This is a genomic window from Pseudomonas sp. TE12234 (assembly GCF_054061835.1).
In genome coordinates this window covers 69858-96847 of sequence record NZ_JBSSEP010000012.1, presented here as the reverse complement: position 1 = coordinate 96847, position 26990 = coordinate 69858, and the positions used below count along the sequence as shown (strand labels likewise).

Genomic DNA, 26990 nt, shown 5'->3' with positions numbered 1-26990 from the left:
GGGTGCGGGTGATGGCATTCTTGTCATGGAGTGTCGTCGGGATCCGGAGTTAGGTGATATCAATTAGCCTGCGCTGATGATGATCGCCGAAACTCGAAGCAGCATCGTTTTTCCCTCCTTTCAGAATCGTCGGCAGAAGCACTTTCGTAATACCGAAAAAATCTTACTCTTAATAAGTTACTTTAACTTCTGAACGCAGCCTTCTGTGCTGATTCAAGTTGTCGGGCAGTTTCATCTGCCGGATTCTCGTTCTCCCTCCTTTTATGCTCCTAAATCTCAGTTCTGTAAGGGTTTTCCTTTAATGCGCGCCTTGACGGTGTGGTGGGCGCATTCCTATAGTGTGCGCAAGTGGCGGAAAGTGGCATGAAGTGGGTTTTTTGAGCGCAAAAAGCTAATATTTGGAGAAACGCTGACGTGTTTCGCGGAGCCAACGCTATCAGTCTCGATGCAAAGGGCCGTCTCGCCATGCCGAGCCGGTACCGTGACGAGCTCGTTTCGCGTAGTTCCGGTCAGTTAATTGTCACAATTGATGCCGTTGATCCGTGCTTGTGTGTTTACCCCCTCGACGAGTGGGAAATTATTGAAACCAAACTGCGCGCACTGCCTTCGCTTCGCGAAGAGAACCGCCGCCTGCAACGTTTACTGATTGGTAATGCCGTCGACCTCGAGCTCGATGGCAGTGGTCGTTTTCTGGTTCCGCCGCGTCTTCGTGAATATGCCAAGTTGGATAAGCGCGCGATGTTGGTAGGCCAACTGAACAAGTTCCAATTGTGGGACGAGGATGCCTGGAACGCGGTTTCTGCCGCGGACCTGGCTGCTATTCAACAACCGGGCGCCATGCCTGATGAACTGCGTGATTTGATCCTGTGACTATTGATAGCGGCTTTAACCACATCACCGTACTGCTTGACGAAGCCGTCGAGGCTCTCGCCGTACGTCCTGATGGCTGCTATCTGGACGGTACGTTCGGGCGCGGCGGGCACAGTCGGTTGATCCTCAGCCAGCTCGGTCCCGATGGCCGGTTGCTCGGGTTCGATAAAGATCCTCAAGCGATTGCCACCGGGCAGACGCTAGCGGCCGAAGACGGCCGCTTTGTCGTTGTGCAGCGCAGCTTTGCCGAGCTTGGTTCGGAGGTTGCCGATCGTGGCCTGCACGGTAAGGTCAGCGGCGTATTGCTCGACCTGGGTGTGTCTTCGCCGCAACTGGACGACCCGGAGCGTGGCTTCAGTTTCCTCAATGACGGTCCTCTGGACATGCGCATGGATCCGTCTCGCGGGATCAGCGCCGCCGAATTCGTCAATACCGCGCCGGTGGAAGAAATTGCCCGTGTGTTCAAGGAATACGGCGAAGAGCGTTTCTCCGGTCGCATGGCCCGTGCCGTGGCCGAGCGTCGCGATATCAAACCGTTCGAGCGAACGGCCGACCTGGCTGAAGTCCTCAAGGTCGCCAACCCGGCGTGGGAAAAGGGCAAAAACCCGGCAACCCGTGCTTTCCAGGGCTTGCGTATTCACGTCAACAACGAATTGGGCGATCTGGAAGCTGGCCTCGAAGCCGCTCTGGACTGCCTGGAAGTGGGCGGTCGTCTGGTCGTGATCAGCTTCCACTCGCTGGAAGATCGCATCGTCAAACTGTTCATGCGCAAACTGGTGAAAGGCGAAGCCGACAACCTGCCGCGCAACCTGCCGGTTCGGCATGTCGCTTTCGAACCGAAAATCAAAGTCCATGGCAAAGCGCAGACGGCCTCCGACGCCGAACTCAAAGCCAACCCACGCTCCCGTAGCGCTGTCATGCGCGTGGCGGAGAAGCTGCGGTGAGCAAGCTATTCGCCAAGCCACTGCCCGGCGGAAGCTTCTTCATGCTGCTGCTGTTTATCGCCGTGCTCGTGTCGGCGATCGGCGTGTCCTATAGCGCGCACTGGAATCGTCAACTGCTCAACTCGCTCTACAACGAGTTGAGCGTGCGGGACAAGGCCCAGGCCGAGTGGGGACGGTTGATTCTTGAACAAAGCACCTGGACCGCGCACAGCCGAATCGAAGTGCTGGCGACCGAACAACTGAAGATGCACATTCCCGGTGCCGCCGAAGTGCAGATGGTGGCGCCATGATGAAACTCGAAGGTGCACTCTTCCCATGGCGGTTCCGCGTGGTCCTGGGTTTGCTCGGTATCATGGTGGCGGCGATTTGCTGGCGCATTATCGATCTGCAAGTCGTCGACCGTGACTTCCTCAAGGGTCAGGGAGATGCACGCAGCGTTCGTCATATTCCGATTCCAGCTCACCGTGGTTTGATTACCGACCGTAACGGCGAGCCTCTGGCCGTCAGTACTCCGGTGACCACCCTGTGGGCCAACGCCAAGGAAATGCAGCTGGCCAAAGAGAAGTGGCCTGCACTGGCCGCGGCCCTGGGTCAGGACCCGAAAGCCCTGGCCGAGCGCCTTGAGGCTCAAGCCAATAAAGAATTCATCTACCTGGTGCGCGGGCTGACGCCTGAGCAAGGCCAGGCTGTGCTCGATCTGAAGGTGCCGGGTGTTTACGGTATCGAAGAGTTTCGTCGCTTCTATCCGGCCGGTGAAGTGACCGCGCATATGGTCGGTTTTACCGATATCGATGACCACGGTCGGGAAGGTGTCGAACTGGCCTATGACGAATGGCTGGCCGGCGTTCCCGGCAAGCGCCAGGTCATCAAGGATCGGCGCGGCCGGTTGATCAAGGATGTCCAGGTCACCAAAAACGCCAAGGCCGGAAAGCCCTTGGCGTTGTCCATTGACCTGCGTCTGCAATACCTGGCGAACCGTGAATTGCGCAACGCTATCATCGAGAATGGCGCGAAAGCCGGCAGCCTGGTGATCATGGATGTGAAGACCGGCGAGATTCTCGCCATGGTCAACCAGCCGACCTATAACCCGAACAACCGCCGCAACCTGCAACCGGCGATGATGCGTAACCGCGCGATGATCGACGTGTTCGAACCGGGTTCGACCATGAAGGCGATTTCCATGAGCGCGGCCATTGAAACCGGGCGCTGGAAACCGAGCGATACCGTCGAGGTTTACCCGGGCACTTTGCAGATTGGTAAATACACCATCAAGGACGTCTCCAAGACCGAAGGTCCGGTGCTGGATATGACCGGCATTCTGATCAACTCCAGTAACGTCGGCATGAGTAAGGTCGCGTTCGATATCGGCGGCGAGACGATTTTCCGGCTGGCGCAGAAAGTCGGTCTCGGCCAGGACACCGGCCTGGGTTTCCCGGGCGAGCGCGTCGGCAACCTGCCGAACTACCGCGAATGGCGCAAGGCCGAGACCGCCACGCTGTCCTACGGCTACGGTATTTCGGTAACGGCGATCCAGTTGGTTCACGCCTTCTCGGCCCTGGCCAACAACGGCCGCCTCGCGCCGCTGACCCTGATCAAGACCGACAAGGCGCCGCAAACCACCCAAGTGCTGCCTGAAGCCGTGGCGAAAACCATGCAGGGCATGCTGCAGCAAGTGATCGAGGCCCCGCGCGGCGTGTTCCGTGCGCAGGTGCCGGCGTATCACGTGGGCGGCAAGTCGGGTACTGCGCGTAAAACGTCGGTCGGTACCAAAGGCTACGCCGAGAACTCCTATCGCTCGCTGTTCGCCGGCTTCGGCCCGATGAGCGATCCGCGTTACGCCATTGTGGTGGTGATCGATGAACCGACCAAGGCCGGCTACTTCGGTGGTCTGGTATCGGCACCGGTATTCAGTCGCGTCATGTCCGGCACCTTGCGCCTGATGAACATCACCCCGGACAACCTGCCACCTACTCAACAAGCGAACGCAACGCCGGTCGTTCCACTGAAAGCCAATGGAGGGCGCGGCTGATGTCTCTTAGCCTGAACAAGATTTTCCCTCACGCGGGCCACGATCTGCTGATTCGTGAATTGGCGCTGGACAGTCGCAACGTACGCGCGGGCGATCTGTTCCTCGCGGTACCGGGCGGCAAATTCGATGGTCGTACGCACATCGCCGACGCTCTGGCGCGCGGCGCTGCCGCCGTGGCTTACGAAGTGGAAGGCGCCACCGTGCTGCCGATCACTGAAGTGCCATTGATTCCGGTCAAAGGCCTGGCGGCGCAACTTTCGGACATCGCCGGACGCTTTTATGGCGAGCCGAGTCATCATCTGAACCTGATCGGCGTGACCGGCACCAATGGCAAGACCAGCGTGACTCAGCTGGTTGCCCAGGCGCTGGACCTGCTCGGTCAGCACTGCGGCCTGGTTGGCACCCTCGGCACCGGTTTCTACGGTGCGCTGGAAAGCGGCCTGCATACCACGCCGAATCCTATCGCCGTACAAGCCACTCTGGCGGACCTGAAAAAGGCCGGAGCCAAAGCCGTGGCGATGGAAGTTTCTTCCCATGGTCTGGATCAGGGCCGTGTGACGGCATTGGCGTTCGATGTGGCAGTGATGACCAATCTGTCCCGAGATCACCTGGATTACCACGGCACCATGCAGGCCTACGGCGAAGCGAAGGCCAAGCTGTTTGCGTGGAATGACCTGAAATGCCGGGTGGTCAACCTCGATGACGAATTCGGCCGGCAACTTGCCGCCGATAAGCGCGAGTCGCGCTTGATTACCTACAGCCTCGAAGACTCCAGTGCTTATTTGTATTGCCGCGAAGCGCAGTTCGACGACGAAGGCGTGCGCGCCACGTTGGTCACGCCGCAAGGCGAGCATCATTTGCGCAGCGCCCTGCTCGGTCGCTTCAACCTGAGCAACGTGCTGGCAGCGGTGGGCGCTTTGCTCGGGCTGGACTATGCGCTGGACGAAATCCTCAAGGTGCTGCCGAAGCTGGAAGGCCCGGCTGGGCGCATGCAGCGTCTGGGTGGAGGCTCGCAGCCGTTGGTCGTGGTCGATTACGCCCATACCCCGGACGCATTGGAAAAAGTATTGCTGGCCCTGCGTCCGCATGCCAAGGGCCGGTTGCTGTGCCTGTTTGGCTGTGGCGGCGACCGTGATCGCGGCAAGCGTCCGTTGATGGCTGAAGTGGTCGAGCGCCTGGCCGACGGTGTGCTGGTGACCGATGACAACCCGCGCACGGAAGACCCTGCGCTGATTTTCGACGACATCCGCGCCGGTTTCACGGCTGTCGATAACGTGACGTTCGTTGCCGGCCGTGGCCAGGCCATTGCCCAACTGATAGCCAGCGCCTCGGCAGATGACGTGATCGTGCTGGCCGGTAAAGGTCATGAGGACTATCAGGAAATCAACGGCGAGCGTCACGCCTTCTCTGATCTGGTCGAGGCTGATCATGCCTTGACTGCGTGGGAGGTGGCCCATGCTTAAGGCCTTGAAACTGAGTGAACTGACTGGCGCGCTGAATGCTCGTCTGGTCGGCGCCGATGCCAGCTTCGACGGCGTCAGCATTGACAGTCGCGCGATCAAGCCCGGGCAACTGTTTATTGCGCTGACAGGTCCGCGCTTCGATGGTCATGACTACCTGAATGATGTCGCCGGCAAAGGCGCCGTGGCAGCGCTGGTCGAGCACGAAGTCGCCGACAGCGCGCTGCCGCAATTGGTGGTCGCAGATACCCGTCGGGCGTTGGGTCAACTGGGTGCGCTGAACCGTGCGGCCTTCACACATCCTGTCGCAGCCATCACCGGTTCCAGCGGCAAGACCACGGTCAAGGAAATGCTCGCGAGCATCCTGCGCACACGCGGTTCGGTGCTGGCAACCCGTGGCAATCTGAACAACGACCTCGGCGTGCCGCTGACCTTGCTCGAACTGGCGCCGGAACACAGCGCTGCCGTGATCGAACTGGGTGCTTCGCGCCTGGGCGAAATTGCTTACACCGTCGGCATGACCAAGCCGCACGTGGCCATTCTCAACAATGCCGGGACCGCCCACGTGGGTGAGTTCGGCGGGCCGGAAAAAATCGTCGAGGCCAAGGGTGAGATTATTGAAGGGCTGGATGCCGATGGCGTCGCCGTTCTCAATCTTGACGACAAGGCTTTCGACATCTGGAAGGCTCGCGCCGCTGGTCGCAAAGTGCTGACGTTTGCCCTGAGCAATGTCAACGCGGATTTCCATGCGAGTGACCTTGGTCGTGATGCTCGCGGCTGCCCAGCGTTCGATCTGCACAGCCCCGAAGGCGTGGAACGCGTCCAGCTGAACCTGCTTGGCACCCATAACGTCGCCAATGCCATGGCCGCCGCGGCTGCCGCCCATGCCTTGGGCGTGTCGCTGTTCGGCATTGCGACGGGCCTCGGCGCGGTACAGCCGGTCAAGGGACGGACTGTCGCGCAACTGGCCAGCAATGGCATGCGCGTAATTGATGACACTTACAACGCGAACCCCACCTCCATGTGCGCGGCGGTTGATATACTGGCCGGCTTTTCCGGTCGCACCGTTCTGGTGCTCGGAGATATCGGCGAGCTGGGCGAATGGGCGGAGCAGGGGCACCGCGATGTGGGCGAATACGCCCGAGGCAAGGTTTCTGCGCTATACGCCGTCGGGCCGATGATGGTCCACGCCGTCAACGCCTTCGGCCCACAGGCCTATCACTTCAGCACGCAGGCTGAATTGATCAACGCCCTGGGTGCCGAGCAAGACACAAACACCACCATTTTGATCAAGGGTTCGCGCAGCGCCGCGATGGAAAACATCGTTGCCGCTTTGTGCGGGACCAGTCTGGAGAAACATTAATGCTGCTGCTGCTAGCGGAGTATCTGCAACAGTTCTACAAAGGCTTCGCGGTCTTTCAGTACCTGACCCTGCGCGGGATTCTCGGTGTACTGACCGCGTTGGTTTTGTCGCTGTGCTATGGCCCGTGGATGATCCGCACCCTGCAGAACCGTCAGATCGGTCAGTCCGTTCGCAACGATGGTCCGCAATCGCACCTGTCAAAATCCGGCACCCCGACCATGGGCGGCGCGCTGATTCTTTCGTCCATCGCCGTCAGTACCCTGCTGTGGGCTGACCTCACCAACCGTTATGTCTGGGTTGTGTTGCTGGTGACGTTGCTGTTCGGTGCCATTGGCTGGGTCGACGACTACCGCAAGGTGATCGAGAAAAACTCTCGCGGCCTCCCTAGCCGCTGGAAGTATTTCTGGCAGTCGGTATTCGGCCTGGGCGCGGCGATCTTCCTTTATATGACTGCCGCCACTCCGGTGGAAACCACCCTGATACTGCCAATGCTCAAGGACTACAGTATCCCGCTGGGGGCTGGTTTCATCGTGCTGACCTACTTCGTGATCGTCGGTTCGAGTAACGCGGTCAACCTGACCGATGGCCTCGACGGCCTGGCGATCATGCCGACGGTGATGGTGGGCGGTGGCCTGGGCATCTTCTGCTACCTGTCGGGTAACGTGAAGTTCGCCGAGTACCTGCTGATTCCCTACGTACCGGGCGCGGGCGAGTTGATCGTGTTCTGCGGCGCGTTGATCGGTGCGGGCCTGGGTTTCCTCTGGTTCAACACCTATCCGGCCCAAGTCTTTATGGGTGACGTCGGCGCGCTGGCCTTGGGCGCTGCTCTGGGCACCATCGCCGTGATCGTCCGTCAGGAGATCGTCCTGTTCATCATGGGCGGCGTTTTCGTGATGGAGACCCTATCGGTCGTGATCCAGGTTGCTTCCTTTAAAATGACCGGTCGCCGCGTATTCCGCATGGCGCCGATTCACCACCACTTTGAACTCAAGGGCTGGCCCGAGCCGCGCGTGATCGTCCGTTTCTGGATCATCACCGTAATTCTCGTGCTGATCGGCCTTGCCACCCTGAAGCTGAGGTAGAACGAGTGTCTCTGATCGCTTCTGACCACTTCCGCATCGTTGTCGGCCTCGGCAAGAGCGGCATGTCCCTGGTTCGCTTCCTGGCGAACCGGGGCGTGGCCTTTGCAGTGGCCGATACGCGGGAAAACCCACCGGAACTGGCCACGCTCAAGCGTGACTATCCGCACGTGGAAGTGCGTTGTGGCGAACTGGACGTGGAATTCCTGTGCCGTGCAGACGAACTCTACGTGAGCCCTGGCCTGGCGCTGGCGACCCCGGCCCTGCAGGCCGCCGCCGCCCGTGGCGTAAAACTGTCCGGCGACATCGAGCTGTTCGCGCGTAACGCGAAGGCGCCCATCGTCGCCATCAGTGGCTCCAACGCGAAAAGTACCGTGACCACCCTGGTCGGCGAGATGGCCGCGGCGGCCGGCAAGCGTGTCGCCGTCGGCGGCAACCTCGGCACACCGGCGCTGGACCTGCTCAGCGATGACATCGAGCTGTACGTGATGGAGCTGTCGAGCTTCCAGCTGGAAACCACCGATCACCTCGGTGCCGAAGTGGCCACCGTGCTCAACGTCAGTGAAGACCACATGGACCGCTACAGCGGTCTGCCGGCTTATCACCTGGCCAAGCACCGGATCTTCCGCGGTGCAAGACAATTCGTGGTCAACCGCCAGGACGCCTTGAGCCGTCCCCTGATGGGCGAGGGGCAGCCGTGCTGGACCTTCGGTCTGAGCAAGCCCGATTTCAAGGCCTTCGGTATCCGTGAGGAAGACGGCGAGAAGTACCTGGCTTTCGAATTCCAGAACCTGATGCCGGTGCGCGAGCTGAAAATTCGCGGCGCCCATAACCAGTCCAACGCCTTGGCGGCCTTGGCGCTGGGGCACGCCGTCGGCCTGCCGTTCGACGCCATGCTGTCGAGCCTGCGCACTTTCGCCGGCCTTGAGCATCGCTGCCAGTGGGTCCGCGATCTCGACGGCGTGAGTTATTACAACGATTCCAAGGCCACCAACGTCGGCGCTGCACTGGCCGCGATTGAAGGTCTGGGCGCGGACATCGACGGTAAACTCGTGCTGATCGCCGGTGGCGATGGCAAGGGTGCCGAGTTCAAGGACCTGCGTGATCCAGTGGCGTCCAATTGCCGCGCCGTGATCCTCATGGGCCGCGACTCCGACAAGATCGGCCAGGCCATCGGCGACGCCGTGCCACTGATTCGAGTCAACTCGCTGATCGAAGCGGTCGAGCAATGCCGTGCTGTCGCCCAACCGGGCGATGCCGTGCTGCTGTCTCCGGCCTGCGCCAGTTTTGACATGTTCAAGAACTACGAAGACCGTGGTCACCAGTTCGTCCGCGCCGTGGAGGAACTGGCATGAGCATGAGAAACATCATCAAGCCTTATCCATCGCCGATCATCACCGGGCGTGGCATCGACCTCGATTTTCCGATGCTCGCCGGCTGCCTGGGCTTGCTCGGTCTGGGGTTGATCATGATTGCCTCGGCGTCGACCGAAGTCGCGGCGGCGCAATCGGGCAGTGCCCTGTATTACATGATTCGTCACCTGATCTACGTCGTACTGGGTCTTGGCGCCTGCGTCATCACCATGATGATTCCGATCGCGACCTGGCAGCGCCTGGGCTGGCTGATGTTGCTGGGGGCGTTCGGTTTGCTGGTGATGGTGATCGTCCCGGGCATCGGTCGCGAAGTGAACGGTTCTATGCGCTGGATCGGCTTCAGCTTCTTCAACGTTCAGCCTTCCGAGATCGCCAAGGTGTTTGTGGTGATCTACCTCGCCGGTTACCTGGTGCGTCGCCAGAAAGAAGTGCGCGAAAGCTGGATGGGTTTCTTCAAGCCGTTCATCGTGCTGCTGCCGATGGCGGGACTGTTGCTGATGGAGCCGGACTTCGGTGCCACCGTCGTGATGATGGGCGCTGCGGCGGCGATGCTGTTCCTCGGCGGTGTCGGGCTGTTCCGTTTTTCCCTGATGGTCGTGCTGGCCGTGGGGGCGGTGGTGCTGTTGATCAAGATGCAGCCGTATCGGATGGCGCGTCTGACCAACTTTGCCGACCCGTGGGCCGACCAGTTCGGTGCCGGTTATCAGTTGTCCCAGGCATTGATCGCTTTTGGTCGTGGTGAATGGTTGGGCGTTGGCCTGGGCAACAGTGTGCAGAAACAGTTCTACCTGCCGGAAGCCCACACCGACTTCGTGTTCTCGGTCCTGGCCGAAGAACTGGGTGCCGTGGGTTCGTTGTGCACCGTGGCACTGTTCGTATTCGTCTGTATTCGCGGCATGTACATCGGCTTGTGGGCCGAAAAGGCCAAACAGTTTTTTGCTGCTTACGTGGCCTATGGTCTGTCGTTCCTGTGGATCGGTCAGTTCCTGATCAACATCGGCGTGAACGTCGGCCTGCTGCCGACCAAAGGCCTGACGCTGCCGTTCCTCAGTTATGGCGGCAGTTCGTTGGTGATTTGCTGTGCCTGTCTCGGCTTGTTGCTGCGCATCGAGTGGGAGAGTCGAACCCACCTGGGCAGCGAGGAGATGGAGTTCCATGAGAGCGACTTCGCCGAGGAGCCGAACCATGGGCGCTAATGTCTTGATCATGGCCGGCGGCACCGGTGGCCACGTGTTCCCGGCGCTGGCCTGTGCGCGTGAATTCCAGTCTCGCGGTTACACCGTGCACTGGCTTGGCACGCCGCGTGGCATTGAAAACGATCTGGTCCCGGCGGCCGGCATTGAGCTGCATCGGATCAATGCCAGCGGTCTGCGTGGCAAGGGCAAGCTGTCGCTGCTCAAGGCGCCGTTCATGTTGCTCAAGTCGGTGTGGCAGGCGCGGGCGATCATTCGTCGGTTGCGACCCGTCTGTGTCGTCGGTTTTGGCGGTTATGTGACCGGTCCTGGTGGTGTTGCAGCCAAACTGGCCGGCGTGCCGGTGATCGTTCACGAGCAGAACGCCGTTGCCGGTACCGCCAATCGGTTGCTGATGCCGTTGGCCGCCCGGGTCTGTGAAGCCTTCCCTGACACCTTTACCCTGTCGGGCAGCCGTCGGACCACTGGTAACCCGGTGCGCACCGAGCTGTTCCTCGAAACACCGCGACCGGCCCTGGCCGGTCGCAAGGCGCGTTTGCTGATCCTGGGCGGAAGCCTGGGCGCAGAGCCGTTGAACAAGTTGCTGCCTGAAGCCTTGTCGCAAGTCGCCGTCGACTTGCGTCCGGAAGTGTTCCATCAGGCCGGCAAAAACCACGATGAAGTGACTGCGGAGCGCTATCGCGCGGCTGGCGTCGAGGCGCAAGTGCAGCCCTTTATCAAAGACATGGCCCAAGCCTATGGCTGGGCCGACCTGGTGGTATGTCGCGCAGGTGCGCTGACCATCAGTGAACTGGCCGCCGCCGGTCTGCCCTCGATGTTGGTGCCCTTGCCCCACGCGATCGACGATCACCAGACCCGCAACGCCGAATATTTGGCCCGGGAAGGTGCTGCCTTCCTGATGCCGCAAAGAACGACCGGCGCAGCGGATCTTGCCGCGCGCCTGACAGAGGTCCTGATGCAACCACAACGACTCAACGATATGGCTACCGCGGCTCGCCGCCTGGCCAAACCCGATGCCACCCGTAGCGTGGTCGATACCTGCCTGGAGGTGGCCCATGGTTGAGAATCAGAAAGCCATGCCACAACCGGAAATGCGCCGCATCCGTCGAATCCACTTCGTCGGGATCGGCGGCGTGGGCATGTGCGGGATCGCCGAAGTGTTGTTGAACCTGGGCTATGAAGTGTCCGGTTCCGACCTGAAAGCATCCCCGGTCACCGAGCGCCTGGAATCGTTTGGCGCGCATATTTTCATCGGCCATCGCGCAGAAAACGCGGCTGCCGCCGATGTGTTGGTGGTGTCGAGCGCGGTGAACACGTCCAACCCGGAAGTCGCCACCGCGCTGGAGCGCCGGATTCCGGTGGTGCCTCGGGCGGAAATGCTGGCCGAGCTGATGCGCTATCGCCACGGCATCGCCGTCGCCGGTACCCACGGCAAGACCACCACCACCAGCCTGATCGCTTCGGTGTTCGCTGCCGGTGGCCTGGACCCGACGTTCGTGATCGGTGGCCGTCTGAACGCCGCGGGCACCAATGCCCAGCTGGGCACCAGCCGTTACCTGATCGCCGAAGCTGACGAAAGCGATGCGAGCTTCTTGCACTTGCAACCGCTGGTAGCCGTGGTCACGAACATCGACGCCGACCACATGGCGACCTACGACGGTGATTTCAACAAACTGAAGAAAACCTTCGTCGAGTTCCTTCACAACCTGCCGTTCTATGGTTTGGCAGTGGTGTGCCTGGACGATCCGGTGGTGCGTGAAATCCTGCCGCTGGTCAAACGTCCGGCCGTCACCTACGGCTTTGGCGATGACTGCGACGTGCGCGCGATCAATGTGCGCCAGCAAGGCATGCAGACCTTCTTTACCGTGCTGCGTCCCGATCGCGAGCCGCTGGACGTCTCGGTCAACATGCCGGGTAACCACAACGTGCTGAATGCACTGGCCACCATCTGCATCGCCACTGACGAAGGCGTCAGCGATGAAGCCATCGTCCAGGGCCTGTCCGGGTTCCAGGGCGTTGGTCGACGCTTCCAGGTCTACGGCGAACTGCCGGTAGAGGGCGGCAATGTGATGCTGGTGGACGATTACGGTCACCACCCGACCGAAGTCGCGGCAGTCATCAAGGCGGTACGCGGTGGCTGGCCGGAGCGTCGCCTGGTGATGGTTTACCAGCCGCACCGTTACAGCCGCACGCGCGACCTGTACGACGATTTCGTCAATGTACTGGCCGACGCCAACGTGCTGCTGCTGATGGAAGTCTATCCGGCCGGCGAAGAGCCGATCCCGGGCGCCGACAGCCGCAAGCTGTGCAACAGCATCCGCCAGCGCGGACAGCTTGATCCGATCTACATCGATCGCGGCGTCGACCTCGCGCCTATCGTCAAGCCGCTGCTGCGCGCCGGCGACATCCTGCTGTGCCAGGGCGCCGGTGATATCGGTGGCCTTGCACCAAAACTGTTGAAGAGTGAGTTGTTCGCTGGCGCCGTTGCGGCGTCGGTCGAGGGGAAGTTGAAATGACTGCTGCGTACGCCAACCTCGTCTCCACTGTTGCGCCGAAAGACTTCGGCCGGGTCGCCGTACTGTTCGGTGGCAAGAGTGCCGAGCGCGAAGTATCCCTGAAGTCGGGCAACGCGGTTCTCGATGCGTTGCAAAGCGCGGGTGTGGACGCGTTCGGGCTTGACGTGGGCGATGACCTTCTGCAGCGGCTGATGAGCGAAAAAATCGACCGCGCCTTCATCATCCTCCACGGTCGTGGCGGTGAGGACGGCAGCATGCAAGGCCTGCTCGAATGCCTGGGCATTCCGTACACCGGCAGTGGCATTCTCGCTTCGGCACTGGCCATGGACAAGCTGCGCACCAAGCAGGTCTGGCACAGCCTGGGCATTCCGACGCCGCGTCACGCGGTACTGAGCAGCGAGGCCGATTGTATTTCGGCAGCGACGGAACTGGGCTTCCCTTTGATCGTCAAACCGGCCCATGAAGGTTCAAGTATCGGGATGGCCAAAGTGACTTCCGCGTCCGAATTGATTGACGCCTGGAAAGCGGCCAGTACCTACGATTCGCAAGTGTTGGTCGAGCAATGGATTCAAGGTCCGGAGTTCACCATCGCCACCCTGCGTGACCAGGTGTTGCCACCGATTGCCCTGGGCACGACGCACAGTTTCTACGACTACGACGCCAAGTACATCGCCAACGATACCCAGTACCGCATTCCGTGCGGGCTGGACAGCGCCAAGGAAAAGGAACTCATGGACCTCACGGCGAAAGCCTGTGAGGCGCTGGGGATCGCCGGTTGGGGCAGGGCGGACGTGATGCAGGACGCCGAAGGGCAGTTCTGGTTCCTGGAGGTCAACACGGCACCGGGCATGACCGATCACAGTCTGGTTCCGATGGCGGCCCGTGCCGCCGGTCTGGATTTCCAGCAACTGGTTCTGGCCATCCTGGCTGAGAGCGTTGTCGGCAACACGGCCGGCAACCCAGAGTCGACGCGAGGTTAAGACCATGCAAGGCGCACAGCTAAGACATCAGCCACCCGCTCCCGGCCGCAAGCCGGTGCCGCGGGGTGCCAGCCGAATGGTGGCCAAAGAGCCGATGTCCGTGCGCCTGCCGAAAGCCAATTTTGGTTTTCTCAAAGCCTTGTTCTGGCCGGTACTGCTGGTCGCATTGGGGTTCGGGACTTACGAAGGCGCGCAGCGTTTGTTGCCGTACGCCGACCGGCCGATCACCAAGATCAACGTGCAGGGCGACTTGAGTTACATCAGCCAGCAAGCCGTGCAGCAGCGGATCGCCCCGTACGTGGCGTCGAGCTTCTTCACCATCGACCTGGCGAGCATGCGCACCGAGCTGGAACAAATGCCATGGATTGCCCACGCCGAAGTGCGTCGGGTGTGGCCGGATCAAGTGGTGATCCGCCTGGAGGAACAACTGCCGGTAGCCCGCTGGGGCGACGAGTCGCTGTTGAACAACCAGGGTCAGGCGTTCACCCCGCGTGAACTGGCGAACTACGAACACTTGCCTCAGCTGTTTGGCCCACAACGGGCTCAACAGCAAGTGATGCAGCAATACCAGGTGTTGAGTCAGATGCTCAGGCCGCTGGGTTTTTCGATTGCACGCCTGGAGCTGCGTGAACGTGGCAGCTGGTTCCTGACCACCGGCCCCGGCAGTGCGGGCCCTGGGATCGAGCTGCTGCTGGGACGCGGCAACCTGGTGGAAAAGATGCGCCGCTTCATTGCCATCTATGACAAGACGCTCAAAGAACAGATTACGAACATTGCGCGCATCGATCTGCGTTACGCCAACGGCCTCGCCGTTGGCTGGCGGGAACCTGTAGCGCCCACGACAGCCCAACCCGCTGTCGCGAAGAATTAAGAAGAGGCAGGACCCATGGCAAACGTGCAAAGCGGCAAAATGATCGTCGGTCTCGATATCGGCACCTCCAAGGTGGTGGCGCTGGTGGGCGAGGTTTCTGACGACGGCACGCTGGAAATCGTCGGGATCGGTACCCATCCGTCCCGTGGCCTGAAGAAAGGCGTGGTGGTGAACATCGAGTCCACCGTGCAGTCGATCCAGCGCGCGATCGAAGAGGCCCAACTGATGGCGGGTTGCCGCATTCACTCGGCATTCGTCGGTGTGGCGGGTAATCATATCCGCAGCCTGAACTCCCACGGCATCGTGGCGATTCGTGATCGCGAAGTGAGCTCTGCCGACCTCGAGCGCGTACTCGACGCTGCCCAGGCCGTGGCGATCCCGGCTGATCAGCGCGTGCTGCACACCCTGCCGCAGGATTACGTGATTGATAACCAGGAAGGCGTCCGCGAGCCATTGGGCATGTCCGGCGTACGTCTGGAGGCCAAGGTTCATGTGGTCACCTGCGCCGTCAACGCCGCACAGAACATTGAAAAGTGCGTTCGCCGCTGCGGTCTGGAAATCGACGACATCATTCTCGAGCAACTGGCTTCGGCCTACTCGGTACTGACCGACGACGAGAAAGAACTGGGCGTATGCCTGGTCGACATCGGCGGCGGCACCACCGACATCGCCATCTTTACCGAAGGCGCAATCCGGCACACCGCGGTGATCCCGATTGCCGGCGATCAGGTGACCAACGACATCGCCATGGCGTTGCGCACCCCGACCCAGTACGCCGAAGAAATCAAGATTCGCTATGCCTGCGCCCTGGCCAAACTGGCTGGCGCCGGTGAAACCATCAAGGTGCCAAGCGTTGGCGACCGTCCACCTCGCGAGCTGTCCCGTCAGGCCCTGGCCGAAGTGGTCGAGCCGCGTTACGACGAACTGTTCACGCTGATCCAGGCCGAACTGCGCCGCAGTGGCTACGAAGACCTGATCCCGGCCGGCATCGTGCTGACCGGTGGTACGTCGAAAATGGAAGGCGCCACCGAACTGGCCGAGGAAATTTTCCACATGCCAGTGCGCCTGGGCGTGCCGCATGGCGTGAAAGGCCTCGATGACGTGGTCCGCAACCCGATCTATTCCACCGGCGTTGGCCTGTTGATGTACGGCCTGCAGAAGCAATCCGACGGCATTTCGTTCTCGGGCATCGGCAGCCGCGACAGCTACAGCAACGAAGAGCCGAAAGGCGCCTTGCTCGATCGCATCAAGAGCTGGGTCCAGGGCAATTTCTAAGATTTACCGCAGCACCGTTACACCGTTGTAGATACAGGCAGTAGGCGAAAAACTAGAGAACGTAAAGGAGAGGGAAAATGTTCGAACTCGTAGACAACATCCCCGCAAGCCCGGTTATTAAAGTTATCGGTGTTGGCGGTGGCGGCGGCAACGCCGTGAATCACATGGTCAAGAGCAACATTGAAGGCGTTGAGTTCATCTGCGCCAACACTGATGCCCAGGCGCTGAAAAGCATCGGCGCACGGACCATCCTTCAACTGGGTACCGGCGTGACCAAAGGTCTGGGCGCTGGCGCCAACCCTGAAGTAGGTCGTCAGGCCGCTCTCGAAGATCGTGAGCGCATTGCCGAAGTCCTGCAGGGCACCAACATGGTGTTCATCACCACTGGCATGGGCGGTGGTACCGGTACCGGTGCTGCGCCGATCATTGCTGAAGTGGCCAAGGAAATGGGGATCCTCACCGTTGCGGTGGTGACCCGTCCGTTCCCGTTCGAAGGTCGCAAGCGCATGCAGATCGCCGACGAAGGCATCCGTCTGCTTTCCGAAAGCGTCGACTCGTTGATCACCATTCCCAACGAGAAGCTGCTGACCATCCTCGGTAAAGACGCCAGCCTGCTGTCGGCTTTCGCCAAGGCTGACGATGTACTGGCCGGTGCCGTTCGTGGTATCTCCGACATCATCAAGCGTCCGGGCATGATCAACGTCGACTTCGCCGACGTACGTACCGTGATGAGCGAAATGGGCATGGCGATGATGGGCACTGGCTGCGCCAGCGGTCCGAACCGTGCGCGTGAAGCGACTGAAGCCGCCATTCGTAACCCGTTGCTCGAAGACGTGAACCTGCAAGGTGCACGCGGCATCCTGGTGAACATCACGGCCGGTCCTGACCTGTCCCTGGGTGAGTACTCCGACGTGGGTAGCATCATCGAAGCCTTCGCTTCCGAGCACGCAATGGTCAAGGTCGGTACCGTTATCGATCCGGACATGCGCGACGAGTTGCACGTGACTGTGGTTGCCACCGGTCTGGGCGCAAAAATCGAGAAGCCTGTGAAGGTCATCGACAATACCGTTCACACCTCGATGGCTTCGCAGCCGCAACAACAAGCCCCTGCTCGTCAGGAAGCTCCAGCGGTGAACTACCGTGACCTGGACCGTCCGACCGTCATGCGCAACCAGGCTCAGGCCGGTGCTGCGACTGCCGCGAAGATGAATCCGCAAGATGATCTGGATTACCTGGATATCCCGGCATTCCTGCGTCGTCAGGCCGATTGATGAAATGTATCAGGGCTATGAAGGTGATTGGTGTTCAGCAAAGGCGTGGTCTGCTATCATCGCCAGCCTTTGTTGATACCAGTTCGCAATTTGCGCTGAAGCGGCCCAAGCCATGATTAAACAACGCACACTGAAAAATATTATCCGTGCCACAGGTGTAGGTCTGCACTCTGGTGAGAAGGTCTATCTGACCCTCAAGCCTGCGCCTGTCGACACCGGCATCGTGTTTGTTCGTGCCGACCTGGACCCTGCGGTGCAGATCCCGGCCCGCGCGGAAAACGTTGGTGAAACCACAATGTCGACCACGTTGGTCAACGGTGACACCAAAGTGGATACGGTGGAGCACTTGCTCTCGGCCATGGCTGGCCTGGGCATCGATAACGCCTACGTCGAGCTCTCCGCGTCCGAAGTTCCAATCATGGATGGTAGCGCTGGACCCTTCGTATTTCTGATTCAATCGGCTGGCCTGGAAGAACAGGACGCCGCCAAGAAGTTCATCCGTATCCTGCGGGAAGTGACAGTGGAAGACGGCGACAAGCGCGCCACTTTCGTCCCTTTCGAAGGCTTCAAGGTGAGCTTCGAGATCGATTTTGATCACCCGGTTTTCCGTGACCGCACACAAAGTGCAAGCGTGGATTTTTCCAGCACTTCGTTCGTAAAAGAAGTCAGCCGCGCCCGTACCTTTGGTTTCATGAGTGACATCGAGTACCTGCGCAAGCACAACCTCGCACTCGGCGGCAGCGTTGAAAACGCTATTGTGGTCGACGCGGATGGAGTACTGAACGAAGACGGCCTTCGCTATGAAGACGAATTCGTGAAGCACAAGATCCTCGATGCAATTGGTGACCTCTACCTGCTGGGCAATAGCCTGATTGGTGAGTTCAAGGGCTTCAAGTCCGGACATGCATTGAACAACCAGCTGCTGCGCAAGTTGATTGAGCAGACAGATGCTTGGGAAGTCGTGACTTTCGAAGACGCCAGCACTGCACCGATCTCTTACATGCGCCCTGTAGCGGCCGTGTAAGAAAAAAACCTCTCTAGTTTTTTAAAGGCTACCTTCGGGTAGCCTTTTTTTATGCCTCGAATTGCGTTGGTGTCTGAGCGGGCCTCATCGCGGGCAAGCCCGCTCCCACAGGGATTTTCTTCGTTCACAAATCCTGTGTGCGGGCTTGCCCGCGATGCGGCCAGTCGGCACGACGAAGACTCAGGCAACCACCACACGATTGCGACCCCCTTCCTTGGCCTGGTACAGCGCCTTGTCGGCCGCAAACAACAGCAGTTCCAGGCTGTTGTCGCTCGCGGTTGTCCAGGTGCTGATGCCGATGCTCACCGTCATCGGCGCATCGTCATCGCCCACCAGGGGCAGTTGTTCGACCTGCGCTCGAATGCGCTCGGCGATCTGCCGCGCGCCTTCGTTGTCGGTTTCGGCCAGGATCACCGAAAACTCCTCGCCGCCATAACGGGCCACCAGGTCGGTCGGGCGATGCACATTGGCGCGTATGACGGCGGCCAGCGAACGCAAGGCCTCGTCACCGCTCAGGTGTCCATGGCGGTCGTTGAAGGACTTGAAGTGATCGGCATCAATCATCAGTACCGACATGGGCTTGCCGGAACGCTGTGCGCGAAACCATTCATGGCGCAGGGTCTGGTCGAGCGTCCGGCGATTGGCCACGCCGGTCAAGGCATCGGTGGCGGCCAGTTGCGCCAGTTCCTGCTCGGCGAACTGACGCAGGCGCAATTCGCGGCAGAGTAACCAGGTCAGCCACAGCAAACCGATGCACAGGACGCCAGTGGCACCGCTGATAACGATGGCCGTGCGCCTCCAAGTGGCGAACACCTGATCGCTGGACAGAGCGACAATCACGGTCAATGGCAGGTTGCCGACCCGACTGAAGGTGTACAGGCGTTGCTCGTTGTCGACGCTTGACACACCGTCGAAACTGCCACTGCCTTCACGCAGCATCCGCACGACATTGGGACGACCGGCGAAGCTTTTGCCGATGGAGTTGTCCTCCAGGTATGGCTTCTGTGCCAAAAGAACGCCGTCGTCATTGATGATGGCCAGTGTGTTATCGGTGCCGATGTCCAGGCTGCTGAACAACTGATCGAAGTAAGCCAGGCGCATCGACGCCACCGCGACCCCCAGAAACTCACCCGTGGATGAGGAAATGCGCCGGCTGAAGCTGATTTGCCATTCATCGCTGTACGCGCAGTCGCAACGAGGCTTGTACGGCTGGCTGATGAACATGCCGGTGTCCCGGTTGTAGGCATGGGCGAGGAAGTAATCGCGATCGGCGAAGTTACCCGGCTTGGGGTCGATCAGCGAAGAGTCGGCGAGCACGTCGCCGTGCTTGTCGAGCAACAGGATGTCGCCCTTGTAACGTGCGGTGGTGGAGCGGTCGAAGAGCACCAGGTGACGGATCTGCGCCGAAACCTGTTTGAGATCGTCTCGTTGCGCGGCGGCGATCAGACCCTGCAAGGTCAGGTCGTAGAGTTCAACCGTGCGCAATACGTCGGCGTCGATCAATTGCGCGACAGTGGTCGCGCCGCGTGCTGCTGCCTGTTGGGCATTGGCGCGTTCGCGGATCAGCAGGAAGGTCACGATGCCGAGAATCGCGATGACCGTCAGGCTGCTGCCAAGGATTACCAGTAGCTCAGGCCGTCCGGCACTGCCTGAATGATGTGGGGGGCGGCGTTCAGTCATGAGGCTGATATCTGCTGGAATGACTGAGTAAGCGTAGTCCCATAACCCAGGCAGCCAGAAAAAATGCCGACACCTGCAGGAGCGAGCCTGCTCGCGAAAAATCCAGCAACGCCGCAGTAAATCCGGTTTTACGCGTTTTTGTTCACGACCCTCGCGAGCAGGCTCGCTCCCACAAGGGGAGGGCAGTCATCGTTGCAGCCAATGCAATAAAAAAAGCCGCTGATAGCAGCGGCTTTGAAGACAACTTTTCAAAGGGATGAGCCGATGAAAAGCGTCGAGGGAAACAGGAGTGATGCGTGGCAATCAGCTGTCTTTCAGGGCCTGCTGCTCGCTCTGGGTGCTCGATGCCTGAGGGGACTGGGCATCCTGGGCTTTCGCGGTCATCTCGCTCTGACGTTCTTCAAACGCGGCGGCGCGTGCCGAATTCTGTGCGACGAATGCGTGCGACTCTTCAGCCATGGCGAATGGAGACACGAACAAAGAGGACAAAACGAAAGCGCTGGCAATACCCATACTGTTGGACATCTTTAAAACCTTCTTGCTTGGCAAGTGCTGTTTGGTGCGGGCAAAGATAAGGATGTTGGGCGCCGGGAAACAGACCTGATTCAAGAAAGGACTATTGCGGAAAAAGCAAAGATTGCAGCGAGTGGCAGTGCTGGCGGGTGCGTCAGACAGGCAGGTGAATCCCGAAGGTATTCATCCCATGGTCGCTGCGCACGAACACGTCGCCGCCATGCATCAGGGCAATCGCCTTGACGATCGCCAATCCCAATCCATGGTTGTTGCCGCTGTTGCTGCGCGAAGCATCGACGCGGTAGAAGCGCTCGAACAAACGCGGCAAGTGCTCGCTGGCAATGGGCGAACCGGGGTTGGCCACGCCAATGCTGACCTGATGCTCTTCGGCCTCGATCCGTACCTGAATGACCTGCCCGGGTTCAGTGTGTTGTACGGCGTTACTCAGCAGGTTGATCAACGCCCGGCGCAGATGCGCGATCTCGATCCGAACCTGAGCATCGCCGCTGACCTGCACCTGAACCTGGGCATCCTCGAGAATGAAATCCAGGTATTCGAGGGTCGTCGCCACTTCGTCAGCCAATGAGGTAGAGGTCAGTTTGGTCGCCTTGCTGCCCTGGTCGGCGCTGGCGAGGAACAGCATGTCGTTGATGATCGAACGCAGTCGTTCCAGCTCTTCAAGATTCGATTGCAGCACCTCGAAATAATGCTCGGCCGAACGTCCGCGGGTCAGGGCGACCTGGGTCTGGCCGATCAGGTTGGTCAGGGGCGAGCGCAGTTCGTGGGCGACATCGGCATTGAACGACTCAAGGCGCGAGTAGGCCTGCTCGACCCGTTCCAGCGTGGAGTTGAACGAGTTGACGAACTGATTCAACTCCGGCGGCAACGACGACATTTGCAGACGCCCCGAGCGCAAGGGCGGAGCCAGACGCTGGGCTTCCTGAGACAGCTTGATCAAGGGTTTGAGGCCAATGCGCGCCACCCAATAACCCAGCGCCGACGCCAGCAGCACCCCGATAATCGCCAGGCTGATCAGGGCAATCAGCAAGTGGTGTTGAGTCTGGAAAAAGGTCTCGGTGTCGATGCCGATCATGAAGCGCAGCGGCGGGCGCTGATCCTTGGCCGGGAATTCACTGACCAGCACTTTCAGTGGATAACGCTGATCCGGCAGTTGCAGGTCGCGCATGCCCAGCGGCCCTTGGGCGAAGGCGCGGATCTGCGGGGTGAGGTTGCCGTATTCGTACTGGGGATCGCCGCTGGTGATCCAGAAGCTGATGCGCTTGTCCTCTTCGCCGAGCAGTTTGAGCTTGTTGTTGATCTTCACCCAGTGCTCAGGCGTGCCGTAGCGGCCGACGGTGGATTCGAGCACGCTGTAGCGCGCATCCAGTTCGGCTTCAGGCAACAGTCCCAGGCCTTTATCCACCTGCTGATACAGCGCCCAGCCGATCAGGAGGAACACCAATAACGCCACCAGCGTGAACATGCCGCTCAGGCGCAGGGCGATCGAGTTACTGGACACCACGGCTCTCCAGCACATAACCCATGCCGCGAATGGTGTGCAGCAGTTTCTCTTCGAACGGCCCGTCGAGCTTGGCCCGCAAGCGTTTGATCGCGACTTCGACGACGTTGGCGTCGCTGTCGAAATTGATGTCCCAGACCATCTCGGCAATGGCCGTTTTCGAGAGGATTTCACCTTGCCGGCGGGCCAGTACGCTGAGCAACGAGAACTCCTTGGCGGTCAGGTCCAGGCGCGTACCGGCGCGGGTGGCCTTGCGGCTGATCAAATCTATCCACAGGTCGGCGATGCTCACTTGCACCGGTTCATGGCCGCCGCTGCGCCGGGTCAACGCTTGCAGACGCGCCACCAGCTCAAGGAAGGAAAACGGCTTGCCGAGGTAATCATCGGCACCGTCGCGCAGGCCCTTGATCCGGTCTTCGACACGCTCACGGGCAGTGAGCATGATCACCGGAGTTTGCTTGCGCGCACGCAGGGCGCGCAGTACGCCGAAGCCGTCGAGACCCGGCAACATCACGTCGAGGACGATCACCGCGTAGTCGCTTTCCAGCGCCAGGTGCAAGCCTTCCACACCATCGCGCGCCAGGTCCACGGTGTAACCCTGTTCCGTCAGGCCGCGGTGCAGATAATCCGCGGTTTTTTCCTCGTCTTCGATAATCAGAACGCGCATGACCCCGCCTCAGTCTGTGGTTGCCAGCGCCGGTACGGGCGTAGGTTTGGGCTTATGAAATAACCGCTCAAGCCACAAGTATATGACCGGAGTGGTGAACAGCGTCAGCGCCTGGCTAACCAGCAAACCGCCAACGACCGCGATCCCCAGGGGTTGGCGCAACTCGGCGCCGGTGCCGTAGCCGAGCATCAGCGGCAGGGCGCCGAGCAGGGCGGCGAGGGTGGTCATGATGATCGGCCGGAACCGCGTGAGGCAGGCCTGGAAGATCGCTTCTTCCGGTGACAAGCCACCTTTGCGCTGCGCTTCGAGGGCGAAGTCGATCATCAGGATGCCGTTCTTCTTCACGATACCGATCAGCAGCACCAGTCCGATCAGCGCCATGATCGAAAAGTCCTGACCGCAAATCCACAGCATGATCACCGCGCCCAGGCCCGCCGAGGGCAGGGTCGAGATGATCGTCAGTGGATGCACGAAGCTTTCATAGAGCACACCGAGAATGATGTACACCGCCACCAGCGCCGCCAGGATCAGCCACGGCTGGCTGGCCAGCGAACTCTGGAAGGCCTGGGCCGCGCCCTGGAAATTGCCGCTGATGGCTGCCGGCATGCCGATGTCGAGCTTGGCCTGGTTGAGCATGATCACCGCATCGCCCAACGCCACGCCGGGTGCCAGGTTGAACGACAGGTTGGCCGCCGGGAACATCCCGTCATGGGCGATGGACAGCGGGCCGATGGTCGGCGCATCGAATTTCGCCAACGCCGACAACGGCACCATCTCGCCGCTCAGCGGGGAGCGCAGGTAGAAATAGTTGAGGCTTTCCGCCTTGCCGCGTTGCTGGGTGTCCAGTTCCAGGATCACGTTGTACTGGTTGATCTGGGTCTGGAATTCGTTGATCTGCCGCTGGCCGAAGGCGTCGTACAGCGCTTCGTCGACATCGCTGGCGGTCAGGCCGAAACGTGCCGCCGCGCTGCGGTCGATCGTGATGTGGGTGATGCTGCCACCCAGTTGCAGGTCATTGGACACATCGCGAAATGCCGGGTTGCTGCGCAGTTTTTCCGTCAGGCGCTGGGTCCAGGTGCTCAGCACCGCGCCGTCATTGCTCTTGAGTACGTATTGGTACTGGGCGCGGCTCGGGCCGGAGCTGAGGTTGATGTCCTGGCCGGCGCGCAGGTACAGCACGATGCCCGGTACTTTCATCAGTTGCGGGCGAATCCGGTCGATGAACTGACTGGCCGAAACGTCACGATCACTGCGTTTTTTCAGGGAAATCCAGAAGCGGCCGTTGGCGATGGTCTGGTTGCTGCCTGACACCCCGACCGAGTGGGAAAAGGCTTCGACCGCCGGGTCCGCCGCGACGATTTCAGCCATCGCCAGATGCTTTTTCACCATGTCGCTGTAGGAAATATCCGCAGCCGCCTCGGTGGTGCCGAGGACGAATCCGGTGTCCTGCACCGGGAAGAAACCTTTGGGGATAAAGATGTACCCGGCAATCGCCAGTCCGAGGGACAGGCCGAACACCCCGATCATCAACTTCTGATGCGCCAGGGCGTGGCGCAGGCCTTTTTCATAGAGGGCCAGCAAGCGTTCGCCGAAGGTCGGTTTGCTGTGGGCATGATGCACGGGCGCCCGCATGAACAGCGCCGCCAGGGTCGGGGCCAATGTCAGTGACACCACCACCGAAATCATGATGGTCGAGGTGGCGGTCAACGCGAACTCCTTGAACAACCGTCCGACCACGCCGCCCATGAACAGCAGCGGAATGAACGCCGCCACCAGCGAGAAACTGATCGAAACCACGGTGAAACCGATCTCGCCGGCGCCTTTGATCGCCGCTTCGCGCATGCCATCGCCGGCTTCCAGGTGTCGGTGAATGTTCTCCACCACCACAATCGCATCGTCGACCACAAACCCCACGGCGACCACGATTGCTACCAGCGTCAGGTTGTTCAGGCTGAAGCCCATGATGTACATCAGGGCAAAACTGGCCGTCAGCGAAACCCCGAGCACCGCCGACACAATCATCGTTGCCGACCATTGGCGCAGGAACAGCGCCATCACCGCGACCACCAGCAGGATGGCGATCAGCAGGGTGACTTCCACTTCATGCAGCGAGGCGCGAATGGTCTGGGTGCGGTCGACCAGCACTTTGACCTGTACCGACGCCGGCAGCATGGCTTCGAGGGTGGGCAATGCGGCCTGGATGCGGTCCACGGTCTCGACGATATTGGCACCCGGCTGCCGGGATATGACCAGGTTCACCCCAGGCCGGTCACCGGCCCAGGCCTGGACGTAAGCATCTTCCGAACCGTTGACGACTTTGGCCACATCCTTCAAGTGAACCGGGGCACCGTCCTTGTAGGAAACGATGAGCTGGCTGTATTCCTCGGGGTGGAACAATTGGTCGTTGGTGGACAGCGTCGAAATACTCGACTCGCCGTACAGGGCCCCTTTGGCCAGGTTGAGGCTGGTTTTCTGGATCGCCAGGCGGATATCGGCCAGCGTCAGGCCGATGGCGGCGAGCTTGTCGGCAGACGCCTGGACGCGAATCGCCGGGCGTTGCTGACCGGTGATGTTGATTTGGCCTACGCCATCGATCTGGCTGATCTGACGCGAGAGCAGGGTTTCCACCAGGTCGCTGAGTTCAGTGCCGGGCATCTGGGTCGAATTGACGCTGAGGATCAGAACCGGGCTGTCGGCGGGGTTGACCTTGCGCCAGGTCGGCAGGGTCGGCATGTCCTTGGGCAGTTTGCCGGCGGCGGTGTTGATCGCGGCCTGGACCTCTTGAGCGGCGGTATCGATGCTTTTATTGAGGGTGAATTGCAGGGTCAGGATGGTCGAGCCCAGGGCGCTGCTCGAGGTCATCTGGGTTACGCCGGGGATGGCGCTGAACTGCACTTCAAGCGGCGTGGCCACTGACGACGCCATGGTTTCCGGACTGGCGCCCGGCAATTGCGCCGCCACCTGGATGGTCGGGAACTCCGCTTCCGGCAGCGGCGCGATCGGCAGCCGAGGGAAGGCGATCACGCCGAGCATGACCAGGGCAAACGTCAGCAGGATGGTCGCGACCGGATGATCGATGCACCAGGCCGAAACCGAACCGTGGCCCTTCATGGTTTCGACTCCGACTGGACCACTTGCGGCGGGTCGGTCAGGACCTGCACGGTCGAACCGGGTTTGAGCCGCGACTGGCCGTCGCTGACCAGCAGATCGCCCGGTTTGACCCCTTGGATGATGTCCTGGCCGCTGCCTTGGGAAATCATCTGTACGTTAACGGTTTCGACCTTGTCGCCGTTCACCCGGTAAACGAAATGCTGGTCAAGGCCACGCTGTACGACGGTGGGCGGAACCACCAGAGCATCTTTATCCAGCGCTGTCTGAATTTTTACCGTCACCAGCAGGCCCGGCCAGAGCTTCTGCGCAGGGTTGCTGAATTCAGCCTTGGCGCGAATGGTCCCGGTGTTGGCGTTGATCTGGTTGTCGATCAGGGTCAGATGGCCTTCACCCAGCAGGTTGCCGGTTTCGCCATCGGTGTCGGCGCCGATGTAGGCCTTCACCTGGGCGCGCTCCGGATCGCCGATCAAGCCTTGCAGGGTCGGCAGCATTTGCTGTGGCAGGGAGAACTCCACGGCGATCGGATCGATCTGGGTCACGGTGAACAGCCCTTGGGCGTCGGCCATGCGCAGGAAATTGCCTTCGTCCACCGTACGAATACCGACGCGGCCGGTGACCGGGGAGCGAATCTGTGTGTAGGACAGTTGCACCTGTGCCGCATCAATCGAGGCCTGGTTGCCCTGGGCGGTGGCCTTGAGCTGGTTGACCAGCGCTTGTTGCTGGTCGTAGGTCTGTTTCGAGACGCCATCGTCGACGCTCAGCAGTTTGTAGCGCTTGAGGTTGACCAGCGCCACTTGCAGTTGCGCCTGGCTTTCACCCAGTTGCGCCTTGGCCTGATCGAGGCTGGCGCGGATCGAGCGGTCGTCAATGGTGGCCAGCAGGTCGCCCTTGTTCACCAGTTGACCTTCCTTGACCAGCAATTTGGTGAGGATGCCGTCGATTTGCGGGCGGACCACCACGCTGTGCAGGGACAGGACCGAGCCGATACCGCTGGCGTAGCGGGGGACGTCTTTTTGGACGACGCTGACCACGCGTACGGGGATGGCGGTGGGGGCGGTGAGTCTGGTTTTGGCGGGTTGAGTGGCATACCACAGGCCCAGCGCTGCCAGGACGATCAGGAGGGCGACGAGCAGGGCGGGTTTTTGCTGGATTCGCATGCGAGTGGGACGCCAGGGCTGGGTAGTCGGTAGGTTGATAGCTTCCTTTATAAACCTGTTTGGCGGTCAGGAAGGTGACTGCTAACTGACGGCGC

General features: G+C 60.5%; 22 protein-coding genes. 16 read left to right on the top strand and 6 right to left on the bottom strand.

Annotated features, from left to right (window positions below; genetic code table 11):
• Positions 1-414 precede the first annotated feature (414 nt).
• The 16 genes from mraZ (at position 415) to lpxC (ending at position 18248) form a co-directional block, all read left to right on the top strand.
• Positions 415-870 (top strand): division/cell wall cluster transcriptional repressor MraZ, encoded by a 456-nt coding sequence (mraZ, locus tag ACVWYU_RS19175; protein ID WP_003205355.1) that lies wholly within the window; start codon positions 415-417, stop codon positions 868-870.
• Entirely contained in the window at positions 867-1814 is a 948-nt protein-coding gene (gene rsmH / locus ACVWYU_RS19170; protein WP_162493938.1) for a 16S rRNA (cytosine(1402)-N(4))-methyltransferase RsmH, read from the top strand. Before mraZ ends, rsmH begins: the two co-directional genes overlap by 4 nt.
• Complete coding sequence (gene ftsL, locus ACVWYU_RS19165) at positions 1811-2104, top strand: cell division protein FtsL (RefSeq protein ID WP_090325044.1); 294 nt, start codon at positions 1811-1813, stop codon at positions 2102-2104. Before rsmH ends, ftsL begins: the two co-directional genes overlap by 4 nt.
• Positions 2104-3843, top strand: a complete 1740-nt coding sequence (locus ACVWYU_RS19160) for a peptidoglycan D,D-transpeptidase FtsI family protein (RefSeq protein WP_174552505.1) — start codon at positions 2104-2106, stop codon at positions 3841-3843. Before ftsL ends, ACVWYU_RS19160 begins: the two co-directional genes overlap by 1 nt.
• Positions 3843-5306 (top strand): UDP-N-acetylmuramoyl-L-alanyl-D-glutamate--2,6-diaminopimelate ligase, encoded by a 1464-nt coding sequence (locus ACVWYU_RS19155; RefSeq protein WP_247256351.1) that lies wholly within the window; start codon positions 3843-3845, stop codon positions 5304-5306. Before ACVWYU_RS19160 ends, ACVWYU_RS19155 begins: the two co-directional genes overlap by 1 nt.
• The gene (locus ACVWYU_RS19150; protein WP_457373430.1) at positions 5299-6666 is read left to right on the top strand and encodes a UDP-N-acetylmuramoyl-tripeptide--D-alanyl-D-alanine ligase; all 1368 of its coding nucleotides are present in this window, start codon (positions 5299-5301) and stop codon (positions 6664-6666) included. Before ACVWYU_RS19155 ends, ACVWYU_RS19150 begins: the two co-directional genes overlap by 8 nt.
• Positions 6666-7748, top strand: coding sequence for a phospho-N-acetylmuramoyl-pentapeptide-transferase (gene mraY, locus ACVWYU_RS19145; protein ID WP_090325038.1), 1083 nt, complete (start codon positions 6666-6668; stop codon positions 7746-7748). Before ACVWYU_RS19150 ends, mraY begins: the two co-directional genes overlap by 1 nt.
• A gap of 5 nt (positions 7749-7753) precedes the next feature.
• Positions 7754-9100 (top strand): UDP-N-acetylmuramoyl-L-alanine--D-glutamate ligase, encoded by a 1347-nt coding sequence (gene murD / locus ACVWYU_RS19140; protein WP_248916549.1) that lies wholly within the window; start codon positions 7754-7756, stop codon positions 9098-9100.
• Complete coding sequence (gene ftsW, locus ACVWYU_RS19135; RefSeq protein ID WP_090325034.1) at positions 9097-10314, top strand: putative lipid II flippase FtsW; 1218 nt, start codon at positions 9097-9099, stop codon at positions 10312-10314. The genes murD and ftsW overlap by 4 nt, the downstream gene beginning before the upstream one ends.
• The gene (gene murG, locus ACVWYU_RS19130) at positions 10304-11374 is read left to right on the top strand and encodes an undecaprenyldiphospho-muramoylpentapeptide beta-N-acetylglucosaminyltransferase (protein WP_390957224.1); all 1071 of its coding nucleotides are present in this window, start codon (positions 10304-10306) and stop codon (positions 11372-11374) included. Before ftsW ends, murG begins: the two co-directional genes overlap by 11 nt.
• Positions 11367-12827 (top strand): UDP-N-acetylmuramate--L-alanine ligase, encoded by a 1461-nt coding sequence (murC, locus tag ACVWYU_RS19125; protein WP_090325031.1) that lies wholly within the window; start codon positions 11367-11369, stop codon positions 12825-12827. The genes murG and murC overlap by 8 nt, the downstream gene beginning before the upstream one ends.
• The gene (locus ACVWYU_RS19120) at positions 12824-13807 is read left to right on the top strand and encodes a D-alanine--D-alanine ligase (protein ID WP_090325029.1); all 984 of its coding nucleotides are present in this window, start codon (positions 12824-12826) and stop codon (positions 13805-13807) included. The genes murC and ACVWYU_RS19120 overlap by 4 nt, the downstream gene beginning before the upstream one ends.
• Positions 13808-13811: 4 nt before the next feature.
• Positions 13812-14678: a cell division protein FtsQ/DivIB gene (locus ACVWYU_RS19115; protein ID WP_090325028.1), complete on the top strand. Its 867-nt coding sequence runs from the start codon at positions 13812-13814 to the stop codon at positions 14676-14678.
• A gap of 15 nt (positions 14679-14693) precedes the next feature.
• Positions 14694-15953: a cell division protein FtsA gene (gene ftsA, locus ACVWYU_RS19110; protein ID WP_090325026.1), complete on the top strand. Its 1260-nt coding sequence runs from the start codon at positions 14694-14696 to the stop codon at positions 15951-15953.
• Positions 15954-16030: 77 nt separating this feature from the next.
• Complete coding sequence (gene ftsZ / locus ACVWYU_RS19105; protein ID WP_047532942.1) at positions 16031-17224, top strand: cell division protein FtsZ; 1194 nt, start codon at positions 16031-16033, stop codon at positions 17222-17224.
• A 112-nt stretch (positions 17225-17336) separates the two neighbouring features.
• Positions 17337-18248: a UDP-3-O-acyl-N-acetylglucosamine deacetylase gene (gene lpxC, locus ACVWYU_RS19100; protein ID WP_034149517.1), complete on the top strand. Its 912-nt coding sequence runs from the start codon at positions 17337-17339 to the stop codon at positions 18246-18248.
• 180 nt (positions 18249-18428) lie between these two features.
• On the opposite strand, the gene ACVWYU_RS19095 is transcribed toward lpxC, so the two are convergent.
• From ACVWYU_RS19095 to ACVWYU_RS19070, 6 genes are all read right to left on the bottom strand, one after another.
• Complete coding sequence (locus tag ACVWYU_RS19095; protein ID WP_457373429.1) at positions 18429-19928, bottom strand: sensor domain-containing diguanylate cyclase; 1500 nt, start codon at positions 19926-19928, stop codon at positions 18429-18431.
• A 303-nt stretch (positions 19929-20231) separates the two neighbouring features.
• Entirely contained in the window at positions 20232-20453 is a 222-nt protein-coding gene (locus ACVWYU_RS19090) for a hypothetical protein (RefSeq protein WP_457373428.1), read from the bottom strand.
• A gap of 142 nt (positions 20454-20595) precedes the next feature.
• Positions 20596-21960: a heavy metal sensor histidine kinase gene (locus ACVWYU_RS19085; protein WP_090325021.1), complete on the bottom strand. Its 1365-nt coding sequence runs from the start codon at positions 21958-21960 to the stop codon at positions 20596-20598.
• Positions 21950-22627, bottom strand: coding sequence for a heavy metal response regulator transcription factor (locus ACVWYU_RS19080; protein ID WP_033056445.1), 678 nt, complete (start codon positions 22625-22627; stop codon positions 21950-21952). Before ACVWYU_RS19080 ends, ACVWYU_RS19085 begins: the two co-directional genes overlap by 11 nt.
• 9 nt (positions 22628-22636) lie before the next feature.
• Positions 22637-25738, bottom strand: coding sequence for a multidrug efflux RND transporter permease subunit (locus ACVWYU_RS19075; protein WP_457373427.1), 3102 nt, complete (start codon positions 25736-25738; stop codon positions 22637-22639).
• Positions 25735-26895 (bottom strand): efflux RND transporter periplasmic adaptor subunit, encoded by a 1161-nt coding sequence (locus ACVWYU_RS19070; RefSeq protein WP_457373426.1) that lies wholly within the window; start codon positions 26893-26895, stop codon positions 25735-25737. Before ACVWYU_RS19070 ends, ACVWYU_RS19075 begins: the two co-directional genes overlap by 4 nt.
• Positions 26896-26990: the final 95 nt, after the last annotated feature.

What these genes read in the sequence shown, in the direction of transcription:
- ACVWYU_RS19160 (WP_174552505.1), top strand. Translation starts at nt 2,104, where the DNA reads ATGAAACTCGAAGGTGCACTCTTCCCATGGCGGTTCCGCGTGGTCCTG.
- ACVWYU_RS19155 (WP_247256351.1), top strand. Translation starts at nt 3,843, where the DNA reads ATGTCTCTTAGCCTGAACAAGATTTTCCCTCACGCGGGCCACGATCTG.
- ACVWYU_RS19150 (WP_457373430.1), top strand. Translation starts at nt 5,299, where the DNA reads ATGCTTAAGGCCTTGAAACTGAGTGAACTGACTGGCGCGCTGAATGCT.
- mraY (WP_090325038.1), top strand. Translation starts at nt 6,666, where the DNA reads ATGCTGCTGCTGCTAGCGGAGTATCTGCAACAGTTCTACAAAGGCTTC.
- ftsW (WP_090325034.1), top strand. Translation starts at nt 9,097, where the DNA reads ATGAGCATGAGAAACATCATCAAGCCTTATCCATCGCCGATCATCACC.
- murG (WP_390957224.1), top strand. Translation starts at nt 10,304, where the DNA reads ATGGGCGCTAATGTCTTGATCATGGCCGGCGGCACCGGTGGCCACGTG.
- murC (WP_090325031.1), top strand. Translation starts at nt 11,367, where the DNA reads ATGGTTGAGAATCAGAAAGCCATGCCACAACCGGAAATGCGCCGCATC.
- ACVWYU_RS19120 (WP_090325029.1), top strand. Translation starts at nt 12,824, where the DNA reads ATGACTGCTGCGTACGCCAACCTCGTCTCCACTGTTGCGCCGAAAGAC.
- ACVWYU_RS19115 (WP_090325028.1), top strand. Translation starts at nt 13,812, where the DNA reads ATGCAAGGCGCACAGCTAAGACATCAGCCACCCGCTCCCGGCCGCAAG.
- ftsA (WP_090325026.1), top strand. Translation starts at nt 14,694, where the DNA reads ATGGCAAACGTGCAAAGCGGCAAAATGATCGTCGGTCTCGATATCGGC.
- ftsZ (WP_047532942.1), top strand. Translation starts at nt 16,031, where the DNA reads ATGTTCGAACTCGTAGACAACATCCCCGCAAGCCCGGTTATTAAAGTT.
- lpxC (WP_034149517.1), top strand. Translation starts at nt 17,337, where the DNA reads ATGATTAAACAACGCACACTGAAAAATATTATCCGTGCCACAGGTGTA.
- ACVWYU_RS19095 (WP_457373429.1), bottom strand. Translation starts at nt 19,928, where the DNA reads ATGACTGAACGCCGCCCCCCACATCATTCAGGCAGTGCCGGACGGCCT.
- ACVWYU_RS19090 (WP_457373428.1), bottom strand. Translation starts at nt 20,453, where the DNA reads ATGTCCAACAGTATGGGTATTGCCAGCGCTTTCGTTTTGTCCTCTTTG.
- ACVWYU_RS19080 (WP_033056445.1), bottom strand. Translation starts at nt 22,627, where the DNA reads ATGCGCGTTCTGATTATCGAAGACGAGGAAAAAACCGCGGATTATCTG.
- ACVWYU_RS19075 (WP_457373427.1), bottom strand. Translation starts at nt 25,738, where the DNA reads ATGAAGGGCCACGGTTCGGTTTCGGCCTGGTGCATCGATCATCCGGTC.
- ACVWYU_RS19070 (WP_457373426.1), bottom strand. Translation starts at nt 26,895, where the DNA reads ATGCGAATCCAGCAAAAACCCGCCCTGCTCGTCGCCCTCCTGATCGTC.